At 43.1% G+C, this 16,424-nt stretch carries 13 protein-coding genes and 5 tRNA genes; all 18 read left to right on the top strand.

From position 1 onward, the window contains the following. Positions 1 to 252: 252 nt before the first annotated feature. The 18 genes from HMPREF0671_RS03205 to rpoC all read left to right on the top strand — a co-directional run bounded on the left by HMPREF0671_RS03205 (position 253) and on the right by rpoC (position 16,148). Positions 253 to 1,098, top strand: coding sequence for a transposase (locus tag HMPREF0671_RS03205; RefSeq protein ID WP_052052800.1), 846 nt, complete (start codon positions 253 to 255; stop codon positions 1,096 to 1,098). Positions 1,099 to 1,475: 377 nt separating this feature from the next. Beyond that, positions 1,476 to 1,667 carry a 30S ribosomal protein S21 gene (rpsU, locus tag HMPREF0671_RS03200; RefSeq protein ID WP_036896676.1) on the top strand — a complete coding sequence of 64 codons (192 nt, stop codon included), beginning with the start codon at positions 1,476 to 1,478 and terminating at the stop codon, positions 1,665 to 1,667. Positions 1,668 to 1,745: 78 nt separating this feature from the next. Then, on the top strand, positions 1,746 to 2,630 hold the full coding sequence (locus HMPREF0671_RS03195) for a tyrosine-type recombinase/integrase (RefSeq protein WP_036896675.1): 885 nt from the start codon (positions 1,746 to 1,748) through the stop codon (positions 2,628 to 2,630). Between the two features lie 21 nt (positions 2,631 to 2,651). Beyond that, entirely contained in the window at positions 2,652 to 2,951 is a 300-nt protein-coding gene (hpf, locus tag HMPREF0671_RS03190; protein ID WP_036896678.1) for a ribosome hibernation-promoting factor, HPF/YfiA family, read from the top strand. 101 nt (positions 2,952 to 3,052) lie between these two features. Beyond that, positions 3,053 to 3,126 (top strand) — tRNA-Thr (locus HMPREF0671_RS03185). 54 nt (positions 3,127 to 3,180) lie between these two features. Continuing rightward, positions 3,181 to 3,263: transfer RNA gene (locus HMPREF0671_RS03180), tRNA-Tyr, on the top strand. Between the two features lie 16 nt (positions 3,264 to 3,279). Then, a tRNA-Gly gene (locus HMPREF0671_RS03175) sits at positions 3,280 to 3,352 on the top strand. 10 nt (positions 3,353 to 3,362) lie between these two features. Then, a tRNA-Thr gene (locus HMPREF0671_RS03170) sits at positions 3,363 to 3,434 on the top strand. Between the two features lie 78 nt (positions 3,435 to 3,512). Next, a complete protein-coding gene (gene tuf, locus HMPREF0671_RS03165; protein ID WP_036896674.1) occupies positions 3,513 to 4,697 on the top strand; it encodes an elongation factor Tu in 1,185 nt (394 codons plus the stop codon). Positions 4,698 to 4,764: 67 nt separating this feature from the next. After that, positions 4,765 to 4,837: transfer RNA gene (locus HMPREF0671_RS03160), tRNA-Trp, on the top strand. A 15-nt stretch (positions 4,838 to 4,852) separates the two neighbouring features. Then, positions 4,853 to 5,041, top strand: coding sequence for a preprotein translocase subunit SecE (gene secE, locus HMPREF0671_RS03155; RefSeq protein ID WP_036896677.1), 189 nt, complete (start codon positions 4,853 to 4,855; stop codon positions 5,039 to 5,041). A gap of 13 nt (positions 5,042 to 5,054) precedes the next feature. After that, positions 5,055 to 5,600 carry a transcription termination/antitermination protein NusG gene (nusG, locus tag HMPREF0671_RS03150; protein WP_036896673.1) on the top strand — a complete coding sequence of 182 codons (546 nt, stop codon included), beginning with the start codon at positions 5,055 to 5,057 and terminating at the stop codon, positions 5,598 to 5,600. Positions 5,601 to 5,659: 59 nt separating this feature from the next. Continuing rightward, positions 5,660 to 6,100, top strand: a complete 441-nt coding sequence (gene rplK / locus HMPREF0671_RS03145) for a 50S ribosomal protein L11 (RefSeq protein WP_036896672.1) — start codon at positions 5,660 to 5,662, stop codon at positions 6,098 to 6,100. A gap of 21 nt (positions 6,101 to 6,121) precedes the next feature. Continuing rightward, positions 6,122 to 6,814, top strand: a complete 693-nt coding sequence (gene rplA, locus HMPREF0671_RS03140; RefSeq protein WP_036896671.1) for a 50S ribosomal protein L1 — start codon at positions 6,122 to 6,124, stop codon at positions 6,812 to 6,814. Positions 6,815 to 6,832: 18 nt separating this feature from the next. After that, positions 6,833 to 7,351, top strand: coding sequence for a 50S ribosomal protein L10 (rplJ, locus tag HMPREF0671_RS03135; protein WP_036896670.1), 519 nt, complete (start codon positions 6,833 to 6,835; stop codon positions 7,349 to 7,351). 61 nt (positions 7,352 to 7,412) lie between these two features. Further along, the gene (rplL, locus tag HMPREF0671_RS03130) at positions 7,413 to 7,793 is read left to right on the top strand and encodes a 50S ribosomal protein L7/L12 (protein ID WP_036896669.1); all 381 of its coding nucleotides are present in this window, start codon (positions 7,413 to 7,415) and stop codon (positions 7,791 to 7,793) included. A 135-nt stretch (positions 7,794 to 7,928) separates the two neighbouring features. Beyond that, positions 7,929 to 11,738, top strand: a complete 3,810-nt coding sequence (gene rpoB / locus HMPREF0671_RS03125) for a DNA-directed RNA polymerase subunit beta (protein WP_036896668.1) — start codon at positions 7,929 to 7,931, stop codon at positions 11,736 to 11,738. Positions 11,739 to 11,828: 90 nt separating this feature from the next. Then, positions 11,829 to 16,148 (top strand): DNA-directed RNA polymerase subunit beta', encoded by a 4,320-nt coding sequence (gene rpoC, locus HMPREF0671_RS03120; protein WP_036896667.1) that lies wholly within the window; start codon positions 11,829 to 11,831, stop codon positions 16,146 to 16,148. The last annotated feature ends 276 nt before the right edge of the window (positions 16,149 to 16,424 follow it).

Below are 16,424 nucleotides of genomic sequence, written 5' to 3'. Positions count from 1 at the left end.
ACGAGACCTTATTGTGACCATCACTCCATTCAAGTCAGTGTTCCACCATCTTGGTTTTGGAAAGAGTGTCAGTAGAAGCAATTTGAGCAAGACTAATGAAATACGGGCGTAATGGACATTTGGTAGGCTGAAACCTCTCAAATGTCCTTTATTCATTACCTTTGCAGCATTTGAAAGCTTATGAATAAAAAAAACAGTATATTCTGTAACAGTTCAAATGTTAAAAAGAATGGTCATCGTCGTAATGTCCAGATGTACTTTTGTAGGGATTGTGGCAGGCAATTTCAAAGTGGTCATCGTATAGACAATGTGTGTTTATGGAGTGACTATCTGACCGAGAAACGAACTATTTCTGAGCTTTCCACTCTTCACAAATGTTCAGAAAGAACCATACGCCGTAGGCTAAGTTCAGTGGCAGACAGCTTTACTCCCATCTATCCTGAATCTGCAACAATAATACTGGACACGACCTACTTCTCCAAGACCTTTGGTGTGATGCTCTTTCAAGATGCCGCATCAGGCAGGATACTTCATCGTAGGTTTGTCAGGAACGAGACCAACAAGGAATACCTTGAGGGACTCAGACGCATTGAGGAGGGTGGAACTCGGATAAAGGCAGTGGTGTGTGATGGACATGCTGGGCTTTTACAAGCTGTAACATCCTGCCCTGTACAGATGTGTCAATTCCACCAGTTGCAGATAGTCAGAAGGCTTCTTACCAACAATCCGCATTTGCCCGCAGGCATCGAGCTGCTGGCATTAATGAGAAGGATGTTCTCTATCGGGAAAAAAGAATTCACATCAGGTTTTGATAAATGGTGTGACGAATGGAAAGAGTTCCTCGATGAACGAACTCTACTAATCTCAGGCAAGACAACCTATACACATAGAAGGCTGAGAAGTGCAAGGCGTTCGGTGAAGACACACCTTAAATGGCTCTATACGTATGAAGAATATCCTGAATTAGAGATACCCAATACAACAAATCTATTGGAAGGATTCAACTCACAACTTAAAAGGGCATTGCGTAATCATAATGGAATGAAGGAGGTTAATAAAAAGAAGTTCATAGATGGGTTCCTGAATATAAAAAAGTAGGCTGGAATTACCAGCCTACCAAATGTCCATTACTAAAACACGAGAGGTTTCAGCCTACCAAATGTCCATTACGCCGAAATACGCGAAGTCAAGATATTCCAAGAGTTTGCAGATAAGATGGTTTCCATAGCAAGAGAGAAACGTGAAGAAGTCCTTGACAACTCCCCCTTTCTCTCTTGCACTAGTCTGAATGTACACAACTATTGTGATTTTGCACTGGCTGGTTGATTCTGTCAATTCTGTTAGGCTACTGGTATGTGTGAAAACTTTTTCCTAAATATTTGGTAGTAAGGAAAATAAGATGTAATTTTGCACCCGCAATTAGTGGCACAATGCCACTGTGAAATGTTTAATATTTAAATTTTAAAATCAAAAACATGATTATTGTACCAGTAAAAGATGGCGAGAACATCGAAAGAGCTCTCAAGAAGTTCAAGAGAAAATTCGAAAAGACAGGTGTTGTAAAAGAGCTCCGTGCTCGTCAGCAGTACAACAAGCCTTCTGTTTTGAAGCGTCTCAAGATGGAACACGCTATCTACGTACAGAAGTTGCGTGCAAACGAGGAATAAAACTCGTTAAAAATTTGGTAGTTTGAATTTAATTCTGTAAATTCGTACCGACACATATAAGATGTGAGGGACGTTTTGATGATGATAGAAAAATTTTTGGACTACTTGAAGTGTGAACAGAATCGTTCGCCACTGACAGTGAAAAGCTACGCAGATGATCTTTATGGTTTTGAAGCGTATTTCAAAAATTTGGAAGGTCGACTCTCTTGGGAGCGAATAGACTCCGATGTCATTCGAGGATGGATGGAGAGTATGATGGATAAAGGAAACAATGCCGTCTCTATCAATAGGAGGCTGAGTGCGTTGCGTTCCTTTTATCGTTTTGCCCTCTCTCATAAATTAGTAGAAAAGGATCCTGCTTATAATGTAAAAGGTCCGAAGAAGAGTAAACCTCTTCCGCGATTTTTGAGAGATTCGGAAATGGACAGGCTTCTCGATGACTCTTCTGTTTGGGAGGAAAGTTTTGAGAGCCAGCGGGCAAGATGCATGATCATGATGTTCTATATGACGGGTGTGCGTTTGGCGGAGTTGGTGAACTTGGAAAATAAGGATGTTGACTTCGTGAACAGACAGATTAAAGTGACGGGTAAGAGGAATAAACATCGTATCATTCCTTTTGGTGATGAACTTTGTAATGTTCTTCTGGATTATATGAAGCTGCGCGATGCAACTGTTGAATGTAAGTCGGAGTGTTTGTTCTTATCTAGTCATGGAGATAAAATGACACATCCTCAGGTGCGAAATGAGGTGAAAAAGTATCTTTCGATGGTTTGTACATTGAAAAAACGAACACCTCATGTACTCCGCCATACTTTTGCCACGTCGATGTTGAATCACGAGGCCGGTTTGGAAAGTGTAAAAAAACTGCTTGGACATGAGAGTCTTTCGACAACGGAAGTATATACTCATACGACGTTTGAACAGTTGAAGCACGTATATTCTAAAGCCCACCCTAGGGCGTAACCTTTAAAAATGGAGGGAACTATGGAAATTAAGATTCAGTCGATTCATTTTGACGCTACCGAGAAATTACAGGCGTTTATCGAAAAGAAAGTCGCCAAGTTGGAAAAAACTTACGAGGATATTCAGAAAGTAGAGGTGCAATTAAAAGTCGCAAAGCCGGCAACGGCCTTGAACAAGGAAGTCAGTCTAGAAGTAATGGTGCCAGGAAATACGCTCTTTGTAGAGAAAACGTGTGATTCATTTGAAGAAGCTGTTGATTTAGTGGTGGACTCAATGAAGGTGCAATTGACGAAGTTCAAAGAAAAAATGCGCAATCATTAAAAAAAACACATAAAAGTTTTGGCGATTTAGAAATAAGTCGTATCTTTGCAGCCGTTTTACAACACGTCCTAAATTAAGTCGCTGAGCGGCTGCAAGGATTTGCCTCTTTAGCTCAGTTGGCCAGAGCACGTGATTTGTAATCTCGGGGTCGTTGGTTCGAATCCGACAAGAGGCTCAAGGAATGAAACCTTTAGGTTGAGTGCCGAGAGTTGCTAAAACAAAAAAATAAGGGTAGTTACCAGAGTGGCCAAATGGGGCAGACTGTAAATCTGCTGTCTTTCGACTTCGGTGGTTCGAATCCATCACTACCCACTTCAGTTGAAGTTTTGCGGAAATAGCTCAGTTGATAGAGCACTAGCCTTCCAAGCTGGGGGTCGCGGGTTTGAGCCCCGTTTTCCGCTCTAAACCAATGCTGTAATAGCTCAGTGGTAGAGCACTTCCTTGGTAAGGAAGAGGTCCTGAGTTCAACTCTCAGTTACAGCTCTGCTTCGAACTATTTTTTTAGACGAAGAAAAACAATACTTTAATTGAACATTTATTAATAATATAAACAATTAAGCTATGGCTAAAGAGACATTCCAGCGTACCAAGCCGCATGTTAACATTGGTACTATTGGTCACGTAGACCACGGTAAGACGACTTTGACAGCTGCCATTTCTAAGACTCTTCACGATAAGGGTTTCGGTGGTGAGGAAGCTAAGTCTTTTGATCAGATTGATAACGCTCCTGAGGAAAAAGAGCGTGGTATTACCATCAACTCTTCACACATCGAATACGAAACAGCAAATCGTCACTATGCACACGTAGACTGTCCGGGTCACGCAGACTATGTGAAGAACATGGTTACTGGTGCTGCTCAGATGGACGGTGCTATCTTGGTAGTTGCTGCTACTGATGGTCCTATGCCTCAGACTCGTGAGCACGTGCTTTTGGCTCGTCAGGTAAACGTACCTCGCTTGGTAGTGTTCTTGAATAAGTGCGATATGGTTGACGATGAGGAAATGCTTGAGCTCGTTGAAATGGAAGTTCAGGAAATCCTTTCTCAATACGAATACGAAGAAGATACTCCTATCGTCCGTGGTTCTGCACTTGGTGCTTTGAACGGTGTTGAAAAGTGGGTTGACAGCGTAGTTAAATTGATGGATACTGTTGACGAATGGATTGCTGAGCCAGAGCGTGATTTGGATAAGCCTTTCTTGATGCCTATCGAGGACGTATTCTCAATCACAGGTCGTGGTACTGTAGTTACAGGTCGTATCGAAACTGGCAAGGTTAAGGTAAGTGACGAAGTACAGTTGCTCGGTCTTGGTGAAGACAAGAAGTCTGTTGTAACAGGCGTTGAAATGTTCCGCAAGCTCCTTGATGAGGGTGAAGCTGGTGATAACGTTGGTCTGTTGCTCCGCGGTATTGATAAGGCAGAAGTTAAGCGTGGTATGGTAGTTGTTCATCCGGGCGCTATTACTCCTCACGATCACTTCAAGGCTTCTATCTACGTATTGAAGAAAGAAGAAGGTGGACGTCATACTCCATTCGGAAACAAATATCGTCCTCAGTTCTACCTCCGTACCATGGACTGTACCGGTGAAATTACTTTGCCAGAAGGTGTAGAAATGGTAATGCCCGGTGATAACGTAGAGATCGAGGTTAAGTTGATTTACCCTGTAGCATTGAACAAGGGTCTTCGTTTCGCTATCCGCGAAGGTGGACGTACTGTAGGTTCAGGTCAGATCACTGATATTCTCTAATAAAGAATACTATCTTATTAAGATAATATAGGAAGTTCCCGCAACTTCGGTTACGGGAACTTTATCTACGGGTTTAGCTCAGTTGGTAGAGCACTGGTCTCCAAAACCAGGTGTCGAGAGTTCGAGTCTTTCAACCCGTGCAAATTAAAGATAATATGAATAAGATAGTGAATTACTGCAAAGCTTGCTATGATGAGCTTGTGCATAAAACTACATGGCCAACACGTGCCGAATTGACCCATAGTGCAATGGTTGTATTATCTGCTTCCCTAGTCATTGCAATTGTGGTGTTCGCTATGGACAGCGTGTTTAAGTTTGTGATGGGAGTCATCTATCCAAATTAATTATTCAAGGAAAATGTCTGAAACAGGAATGAACTGGTATGTACTACGTGCCGTGAGTGGAAAAGAGGCTAAGTTGAAAGAATACATCGAGGCCGAAATGAAGCATAACGAGTTGTTGAGTACGCATGTATCCCAGATTCTTTTGCCTCTGGAGAAGCATGCTTCCTTGCGTAATGGTAAAAGGGTAGTCAAGGAGAAGATTTCTCTCCCTGGCTATGTTTTCGTTGAAGCTAAGTTGGTTGGTGATGTTGCGCATACATTGCGCTTCATGCCTAATTGCTTAGGATTCCTCGGAGGTTTGGATAATCCTTCTCCCGTGCCACAATCTGACATCAATCGTATGCTTGGTACTGCTGAAGAAACGGAAATAGAGGATATGGTAAATATCCCTTATTCTGTGGATGAAACAGTGAAAGTTACGGATGGTCCGTTCAGTGGCTTTAGTGGTGTGATTGAAGAAGTAAATGCCGAAAAGCGCAAACTGAAGGTGATGGTCAAGATTTTCGGACGTAAGACTCCGTTAGAGCTCGGTTTTATGCAAGTAGAAAAAGAAGGCTAATTATTGTTACGAATACGCGTCTTCTTTTATAAATTCAAAAATTAAATATTAACAAAGAAATGGCTAAAGAAGTTGCTGGATTAATCAAATTACAGATTAAGGGTGGCGCTGCAAATCCCTCACCACCAGTAGGACCTGCATTGGGTTCTAAGGGTATCAATATTATGGGATTCTGCAAAGAATTCAACGCCCGTACCCAGGATAAGGCAGGAAAGATTCTTCCTGTTGTTATTACTTACTATGCCGACAAGTCATTCAGCTTCGTTATTAAGACACCTCCTGCTGCTGTGCAGTTGAAGGAGTTGGCTAAAGTAAAGAGCGGTTCAGCTCAACCTAACCGTCAGAAGGTAGCTTCTGTCACATGGGAGCAGGTAAAGGTAATCGCAGAAGATAAGATGAACGATCTTAACTGCTTTACTATAGAGTCTGCTATGAAGCTTGTTGCCGGAACAGCTAGAAGTATGGGTATCACTGTAAAAGGGGACTTCCCTGGTAAATAATTTATAACTTCAATTAAGAAAATGAGTAAACTGACAAAAAATCAGAAATCAGTAGCTGAGAAGGTTGAAGCAGGGAAGGCATATACTTTGAAAGAAGCCGCAGAATTGGTAAAGGAAATTACTACTACCAAATTTGAGGCATCTGTAGATGTTGATGTGCGCTTAGGTGTAGACCCTCGTAAAGCTAACCAAATGGTACGTGGCGTTGTCACATTGCCTAATGGAACTGGTAAGGTTACACGTGTACTCTGTCTTTGTACTCCTGATCAGGAGGCTGCTGCTAAAGAAGCTGGAGCTGACTATGTAGGTCTTGATGAGTATATTGAGAAGATTAAGGGTGGTTGGACTGATATTGACGTAATTATTACGATGCCTTCTTGTATGGGTAAGGTAGGTCCTTTAGGACGCGTATTGGGTCCTCGTGGTTTGATGCCTAACCCAAAGAGTGGTACTGTAACTATGGACGTTGCTAAGGCTGTTAAGGATGTCAAGTCAGGTAAGATAGACTTTAAGGTTGATAAGTCTGGTATCATCCATACATCAATCGGTAAGGTTGGCATGACTGCAGAGCAAATTTATGGTAATGCAAAAGAATTTATCTCAACCGTTATCAAATTGAAACCTGCTGCTGCCAAAGGTACATATCTGAAGAGTATCTTTATTTCTAGCACAATGAGTAAGGGTATCAAGATTGATCCTAAATCAGTTGAATAACTCTAAAAGTTTTGTAAAATGAAGAAAGAAGTAAAAGATACCATTGTTGTAGAACTTGGAGAGAAGTTGAAGGAGTATCCTCATTTCTATCTCGTTGATTTGGCGGGATTGAATGCGGAAGCTACCAGCAACCTTCGTCGCAAGTGCTTCAAGAACGAAATCAAGATGGTGATGGTGAAGAATAAGCTTCTTCACAAAGCTTTCGAGGCTTCCGATATTGATTTCGAAGCTATGTACGGTACACTGAAAGGTACTACAGCTGTGATGTTTACGCACACCGCTAATGTACCTGCTAAGTTGCTGAAAGAGTATGCTAAAGAGGGTATTCCCTCTTTGAAGGCTGCTTATGCTGAGGAAAGCATCTTTGTAGGTGCTGACAAGCTAGAGCAGTTGGTGGCTATCAAGAGCAAGAACGAAGTCATCGCGGATATTGTTGCTTTGCTACAGTCTCCCGCAAAGAACGTTGTTTCAGCTCTTCAGTCAGGCGCAAACACTATACATGGTGTGCTCAAGACTTTAGGCGAGCGTCCTGAATAATCAATCATAAGGTCAAGCAAATAAATATTAATAACAAGAATAATTAAAATTTTAGAATAAAATGGCAGACGTAAAAGCTATTGCAGAAGAATTAGTAAATCTTACTGTTAAGGAAGTTAATGAGTTGGCAACAGTCCTGAAGGACGAGTATGGTATTGAACCTGCTGCTGCAGCTGTTGCTGTAGCAGCTGGACCAGCTGCTAGTGGCGCTGCTGCAGCTGCTGAGGAGAAGAGCTCATTCGACGTTGTTCTCACAGAGGTAGGTGCTACTAAGCTCCAAGTTGTTAAGGCTGTGAAGGAAGCTTGTGGTCTTGGTTTGAAGGAAGCTAAGGATCTTGTAGACGCAGTTCCTGCTACTGTAAAGGAAGGCGTTTCTAAGGACGAGGCTGAGAACCTGAAGAAGGCTATCGAGGAAGCTGGTGCTAAGGTAGAGTTGAAGTAATCCAGTTTACAACAAGGTTATAATACGGTTAGGATCTTCCAAGTAGGTGGGTCCTAACCTTTTTGTGTCTTTATCATCTAATTTGCCTTGTAAGTTAAATTTCTTGGCTTTATAAGGTCGGTTAATAAATATTTTATGACAAAAGTAGTAGATAACAGAGTCAATTTTGCCAGCGTGCATAATCCGCTTCCATATCCGGATTTTCTCGATGTGCAGCTGAAGTCTTTTAAGGACTTCTTACAGCTAGATACTCCGCCTGAGGAACGTAAGAATGACGGTTTGTATAGAGTGTTCGCAGAGAACTTCCCTATTACCGATACTAGAAACAATTTCGTTCTTGAGTTCTTGGATTACTATATTGACCCGCCCCGTTATAGTGTAGATGAGTGTTTGGAGCGTGGGTTAACTTATAGTGTACCTTTGAAGGCTAAGATGAAGCTGTATTGTACTGATCCTGATCATGAGGATTTCGGTACATTTATCCAAGATGTGTTCTTGGGTACAATTCCTTATATGACTTCTAATGGTACTTTTGTCATCAACGGTGCGGAACGTGTTGTTGTTTCACAGTTGCATCGTTCACCCGGTGTATTCTTTGGTCAGGGTGTACATGCTAATGGTACCGTATTGTACAGTGCTCGTATCATTCCGTTTAAGGGTTCTTGGATTGAGTTTGCTACAGACATTAACAATGTGATGTATGCTTACATTGATCGTAAGAAGAAATTGCCTGTAACGACATTGCTTCGTGCTATGGGATTTGAGAAGGATAAGGATGTCCTCCAGATCTTCGATTTGGCTGAAGAAGTAAAGGTTAACAAGAAAAATATGAAGGCGGCTTTAGGTCGTCGTCTTGCTGCACGTGTACTTAAGAGTTGGAACGAGGACTTCGTAGACGAAGATACGGGTGAAGTTGTATCTATTGAGCGCAATGAGGTTATCATGGAGCGTGAGACCGAGTTGACCGAAGACAATATCGATGAAATCTTGGAGAGCGGCACGGCTTCTGTGCTATTACATAAGGATGCGGAAGCAGCTAATAAGTATTCTATCATCTTCAATACACTGGCAAAAGATCCCAGTAACTCTGAAAAAGAGGCTGTGAATTACATCTATCGCCAGTTGCGTAATGCAGATCCTGCTGATGATGCTAGTGCACGTGAAGTATTCCAGAACCTATTTTTCTCTGATAAGCGTTATGATTTGGGAGAGGTAGGCCGCTACCGTATTAATAAAAAATTAGGTCTTGAGACTGATTCTGATGTCCGTGTATTGACAAAAGATGATATCATCGAGATTATCAAATATTTGATTCAACTGGTAAATTCCAATGCTACCGTAGACGATATTGACCACTTGAGCAATCGTCGAGTACGTACTGTTGGTGAACAGTTGAGTAATCAATTCGCTGTTGGATTGGCTCGTATGAGCCGCACGATTCGCGAGCGTATGAATGTTCGTGACAATGAGGTGTTTACTCCGACAGACCTTATCAATGCAAAAACCATTTCGAGCGTTATCAACTCGTTCTTTGGAACTAATCCATTGAGCCAGTTCATGGACCAGACCAACCCATTGGCAGAGGTCACACATAAGCGTCGTCTCTCGGCTCTTGGTCCTGGTGGTTTGTCTCGTGAACGTGCCGGATTTGAAGTTCGTGACGTTCACTATACTCACTATGGTCGTCTTTGCCCGATTGAAAGCCCTGAAGGACCTAACATTGGTCTGATTTCTTCTCTTTGTGTCTATGCAAAAATTAATGATCTAGGTTTCATAGTTACACCTTATCGCCGTGTTAGAGAGGCTAAGGTAGACATGGATAATAAAGATGTTGTTTATTTGACAGCTGAAGAAGAAGAGGATAAGATTATTGGTCAGGGAAATGCTCCGTTGACTACGGAAGGACAATTTATCAGAGATACCGTTAAGTGCCGTCAGGATGCTGATTACCCAGTGGTAGCTCCTAATGAAGTAGACTTGGTGGACGTAGCTCCTCAACAGATTGCCTCTGTTTCGGCTTCGTTGATTCCTTTCTTGGAGCATGATGACGGACACCGTGCTTTGATGGGATGTAACATGATGAGACAGGCTGTGCCATTGCTTCATAATGATGCACCGATCGTAGGTACCGGCTTGGAAAAACAGGTGTGTGAAGATTCACGTACCATGATAACAGCCGAAGGTGATGGTGTCATTGACTATGTTGATGCAACAACTATCCGAATCCTATATGATCGTACTGAAGAGGAAGAGTATGTAAGCTTTGAGCCTGCATTGAAGGAATATCGTATTCCTAAGTTCCGTCGTACGAACCAAAATATGACCATAGACCTCCGTCCTATTTGTAATAAGGGACAGCGCGTGAAAGCTGGAGATATTCTCACCGAAGGTTATGCTACCGAAAATGGAGAGTTGGCATTAGGTCGTAACCTCCTTGTGGCTTATATTCCTTGGAAGGGTTATAACTATGAGGATGCTGTTGTTATCTCTGAACGTATGGTTCGCGATGACGTGTTGACTTCTGTACACGTAGACGAATATTCTTTGGATGTTCGTGAGACTAAACGTGGTATGGAAGAATTTACAAGCGATATTCCTAATATTAGTGAGGAAGCTACCAAAGATTTGGATGATAACGGTGTAGTACGTGTTGGTGCACGTATTGAACCGGGTGATATCCTGATTGGTAAGATTTCACCTAAGGGTGAGAGCGACCCTTCTCCTGAAGAGAAGTTGCTCCGTGCCATCTTTGGTGATAAGGCCGGTGATGTGAAAGATTCTTCATTAAAGGCCAATCCATCTTTGAGTGGTGTTGTCATTGATAAGAAGTTGTTCTCTCGTGCTGTGAAAACTCGTGAGTCTAAGAAACAGGATAAGGTTTTGATGGCAAAACTTGATGAAGAGTATGAGGCAAAGAATAATGACCTGAAGGAAATCTTGGTTGACAAGCTGATGACTCTGACAGAGAATCATGTTTCTCAAGGTGTCAAGGACTATACTGGTGCAGAAATCATCACTAAGGGCAGTAAATTTACTGTTGCTACATTGATGAACCTTGAATATGATGGTATTCAGAGTAATGGCTGGACTGATGATGAGCATGCTAATGGCATGATTCAGAAGTTGATTATGAACTACATCCGCAAGTATAAGTTGATGGATGCAGAACTGAAACGTAAGAAGTTTGCTATCTCTATTGGTGATGAGTTACCTTCTGGTATCCTTCAGATGGCGAAAGTCTATATTGCCAAGAAGCGTAAGATTCAGGTAGGTGATAAACTTGCTGGTCGCCACGGTAATAAGGGTATCGTATCAAAGGTGGTTCGCATGGAAGATATGCCATTCTTGGAAGATGGACGTCCTGTAGACTTGGTATTGAACCCAATGGGTGTGCCTTCTCGTATGAACCTTGGACAGATTTTTGAAGCTATCCTTGGTGCTGCCGGTCGTAAATTGGGTGTGAAGTTTGCAACGCCTATCTTTGATGGTGCTAAACTTGAAGATTTGTCTGAATGGACAGATAAAGCCGGTTTGCCTCGCTTGTGTTCTACATATTTATATGATGGTGAGACTGGTGAACAGTTCGACCAGCCCGCAACGGTAGGTATCACTTACTTCTTGAAGTTGGGTCACATGGTTGAAGACAAGATGCACGCTCGTTCAATCGGTCCATACTCTTTGATTACACAGCAGCCACTTGGTGGTAAAGCACAGTTTGGTGGACAGCGTTTCGGAGAGATGGAAGTTTGGGCTCTTGAGGCCTTTGGAGCTAGCCACGTATTACAGGAAGTTTTGACTATCAAGTCTGATGATACTGTCGGTCGTAGCAAAGCTTATGAGGCAATCGTTAAGGGCGACCCCATGCCTACACCGGGTATTCCGGAGTCACTCAACGTATTGCTACACGAGCTGCGTGGTCTAGGATTAAGCATCAAGCTCGACTAATCTGAGTGAGAATTGAGAACTGGGAACGATGAGTTCCAATCATCTTCCCTTGTTCTCCGTTTCAAATTCACAATTAAGACAAAAGTAAATATGGCTTTTAAGAAAGATTCAAAAGTTAAGAATAATTTCACGAAGATAACCATCGGTTTGGCTTCTCCAGAGGAGATTCTGGAAAACTCGTATGGTGAGGTGACCAAGCCCGAAACCATCAACTATCGTACCTATAAACCAGAGCGTGATGGCTTGTTCTGCGAGCGTATCTTTGGTCCTACCCGCGATTATGAATGTGCCTGTGGTAAGTATAAGCGTATCCGTTATAAGGGTATTGTCTGCGACCGATGTGGTGTAGAAGTTACAGAGAAGAAGGTTCGTCGTGAGCGTAGTGGACATATCGAACTTGTAGTCCCTGTTGCTCATATTTGGTATTTCCGTTCTCTTCCTAATAAGATTGGGTATTTGTTAGGCATGCCTACCAAGAAACTCGATACCGTTATTTATTATGAGAAGTATATCGTTATCAAGCCGGGGGCCATGGAAGGCCGTACTGATGCTGATGGTAACGAAGTCAACGGTTCTCACAAGATGGATCTTCTCTCAGAGGAAGAGTATTTGGATATCTTAGATAATCAGATAGATTCCAATAATGAGTATCTTGATGATAGCGATCCTAATAAGTTCATCGCTAAGATGGGTGCAGAGGCTGTTTACGACCTGCTGGGTGATCTAGACCTCGATAGCCTCTCTTATGAACTTCGTGACCGTGCTAACAACGATTCAAGTCAGCAGCGTAAGACTGAAGCATTGAAGCGCCTACAGGTTGTAGAGGCATTCCGTGCATCAAAGGATGTGAATCATCCTGAATGGATGATCATGAAGATTATCCCTGTCATTCCGCCAGAACTTCGTCCGTTGGTTCCTTTGGATGGTGGCCGCTTTGCTACCTCCGATCTCAACGATCTTTATCGTCGTGTTATCATTCGTAACAATCGTTTGAAGAGATTGATGGAGATTAAAGCTCCTGAAGTAATTCTTCGCAACGAGAAACGTATGTTGCAAGAGGCTGTCGATAGTTTGTTCGACAACTCTCGTAAGGCTTCTGCCGTTAAGAGCGAAAGCAATCGTCCATTGAAGTCGCTTTCTGATTCATTGAAGGGTAAACAAGGACGTTTCCGCCAAAACCTTCTCGGTAAGCGTGTAGACTATTCTGCCCGTTCGGTAATCGTTGTTGGTCCTGAATTGAAGATGGGTGAGTGCGGTCTTCCCAAGTTGATGGCTGCTGAGCTATACAAACCGTTCATTATCCGTAAGCTCATAGAGCGCGGTATCGTGAAGACGGTTAAGAGTGCTAAGAAGATTGTCGACCGCCGTGAGCCGGTTATCTGGGATATTCTTGAGAATGTGATGAAGGGACATCCTGTGATGTTGAACCGTGCCCCAACACTTCACCGTCTCGGTATTCAGGCATTCCAGCCTAAACTGATTGAAGGTAAGGCTATTCAGTTGCATCCATTGGCATGTACGGCGTTCAATGCCGACTTCGATGGTGACCAAATGGCTGTTCACCTCCCATTGAGCAACGAGGCTATTCTCGAAACTCAGGTGTTGATGTTACAAAGCCATAACATTCTGAATCCTGCCAATGGAGCTCCTATCACCGTACCTTCTCAGGACATGGTGCTTGGTTTGTATTATATTACCAAGTTGCGTCCGGGCGCTAAGGGCGAAGGTCTTACATTCTACGGACCGGAAGAAGCACTTGTTGCTTATAACGAAAAGAAGTGCGATCTTCATGCTCCTGTAAAGGTCGTTGTTAAGGATTTGGTCAATGGTCAGTTGGAGCCTCGTATGGTAGAGACTTCTGTCGGACGTGTGGTTGTCAACCAGATTATTCCCGAAGAGATTGGCTATTTCAATGATATTATTTCTAAGAAGACCTTGCGTGGTATCATTGCCGATGTAATCAAGGCTGTGGGTATGGCTCGTGCATGCGAGTTCCTCGATGGTATCAAAAACCTCGGTTACCATATGTCTTATGTAGCAGGTCTTTCGTTCAACCTTGATGATATCATCATTCCAGAAGAGAAGAAAGCTATTGTTGCTCGTGGTCAGAGCGAAGTCGACCAAATCAAGACCAACTATGAAATGGGTTTTATCACCGATACCGAGCGTTACAATCAGGTAATCGATGCATGGACTCATGTAAACAACGACTTGGGCAACATCTTGATGAAGGAGATGACCGAAGCCGATCAAGGTTTCAATGCTGTATTCATGATGTTGGATTCAGGAGCCCGTGGTTCTAAGGATCAGATTAAGCAGCTTTCAGGTATGCGTGGTTTGATGGCTAAGCCTCAAAAGGCTGGTGCTGAGGGCGCACAGATTATTGAAAACCCAATTCTGTCTAACTTCAAGGAAGGTATGTCGGTGTTGGAGTACTTCATTTCTTCTCACGGTGCTCGTAAGGGTTTGGCCGATACTGCTATGAAGACGGCCGATGCCGGATACTTGACACGTCGTTTGGTTGACGTCTCTCACGATGTTATCATCTCTGAGGAAGACTGTGGAACCTTGCGCGGACTTGTTTGTACTGCATTGAAGAATGGTGATGAGGTCATCTCTACCTTGTATGAGCGCATTTTGGGTCGTGTATCTGTTCACGATATTCTTGAACCTACTACCGGTGAGCTGATTGTTCATGCCGGTGAGGAAATCACAGAAGATAAGGCACAGGCAATTGAGAACTCTCCTATTGAGAGTGTTGAGATTCGCTCGGTGCTCACTTGTGAGAGCAAACATGGTGTTTGTATGAAGTGTTACGGTCGTAACTTAGCTACCGCACGCATGGTTCAACTTGGTGAGGCTGTCGGTGTCATTGCTGCACAGGCTATTGGTGAACCGGGTACACAGCTTACTCTTCGTACGTTCCACGCCGGTGGTGTGGCTGGTAATGCTGCAGCTAATGCTAGTATTGTAGCTAAGAACAATAGTAAACTTGAGTTCGATGAGCTTCGTACAGTACCGTTCGTAGAAGAAAGCGATAGCGATGTGAAGTGTCAGATGGTAGTAAGTCGTTTGGCCGAAGTCCGTTTCGTAGATCCTAATACAAATATCGTACTTGGTACATTGAACGTTCCTTACGGTTCTATATTGTACAATAAGACCGGTGATACGGTGAAGAAGGGCGACGTTGTTGCTAAATGGGACCCGTTCAACGCTGTTATCGTTTCCGAATATGCTGGTACATTGAAGTTCAACGATGTTGTTGAAGGAAGAACTTACCACGCAGAAACCGACGAAACAACTGGACTTACCGAGAAGATTATCACCGATTCTAAGGATAAGACGATGGTGCCTACCTGCGATATTTTGAATAGCAAGGGCGAGGTGCTTGGTACATACAACTTACCTGTAGGTGGTCACGTCGTTGTAGAAGACGGCCAAGCTATCAAGACTGGTGAGACGCTGGTGAAGATTCCTCGTGCCGTTGGTGGTGCCGGTGACATTACCGGTGGTCTTCCTCGTGTTACTGAGTTGTTTGAAGCTCGTAATCCTTCTAATCCTGCTGTGGTTTCAGAAATTGACGGTGAGGTGACGATGGGGAAGGTGAAGCGTGGTAACCGTGAGATTATTGTTACATCGAAGACCGGTGATCAGAAGAAGTATCTAGTGTCTCTGTCTAAGCAGATCTTGGTACAGGAACATGATGCCGTACGTGCCGGAACACCGCTTTCTGATGGTGTTATCACACCAAGTGACATCTTGGCTATCAAGGGTCCAACCGCTGTTCAAGAATATATCGTCAATGAAGTACAAGACGTTTACCGTCTGCAAGGTGTGAAGATTAACGATAAGCACTTCGAGATTATCGTTCGTCAGATGATGCGTAAGGTTCATATTGATGATCCGGGCGATACTACATTCCTTGAGCAGGAGATGGTAGATAAGCTCGACTTCGCAGAAGAGAACGATCGTATCTGGGGTAAGAAAGTTGTTGTCGATGCCGGAGACTCTGAAACGCTCAAGCCGGGTCAAATAGTTTCAGCTCGTAAGTTGCGCGATGAGAACTCGTCTTTGAAGCGCCGCGACTTGAAACTTGTACAGGTCCGCGATGCCGTTGCTGCCACATCTACTCAGATGCTTCAAGGTATTACTCGCGCAGCATTGGCTACCAAGAGCTTCATGAGTGCAGCATCGTTCCAAGAAACCACCAAGGTTCTCAACGAGTCTGCTATCCGTGGTCGTGTAGACCGTTTGGAAGGTATGAAGGAGAACGTTATCTGTGGTCACTTGATTCCTGCCGGTACCGGTTTGCGTCAGTGGGATAAGCTCATCGTTGGCTCTAAAGAGGAATTTGAACGCATGCAGGCTAACCGTCGCAATGTGCTCGATTTCGCAGAACAAGAAGCTTAAGTAAATATTAAACTCTATACAGAAAGGTCGTAGGTTCATAGCCTACGACCTTTTTTGTGCTTTAACTTTAACAATCACTTTTGTTTTATAAAACTTGAAATAAGCCATATGGATGGGAAAAGGTATAGAGGTAAAGAGTATTAGAGAGGGAGGTTGATGCTTTGTACACTTTAGCAGTTAATAATGAATATTATTACATGTTTCATAAAACTAATGATAATAATAGTGATAAAAGTAGTAATTTTGCACTGGATTAACTATTTGACAGTAAAAAGT

Source organism: Prevotella sp. S7 MS 2 (genome assembly GCF_000762865.1).
Classification (GTDB): domain Bacteria; phylum Bacteroidota; class Bacteroidia; order Bacteroidales; family Bacteroidaceae; genus Prevotella.
Note: the sequence above shows the minus strand (reverse complement) of the source record. Positions and strands in the feature narration are given on the sequence as shown.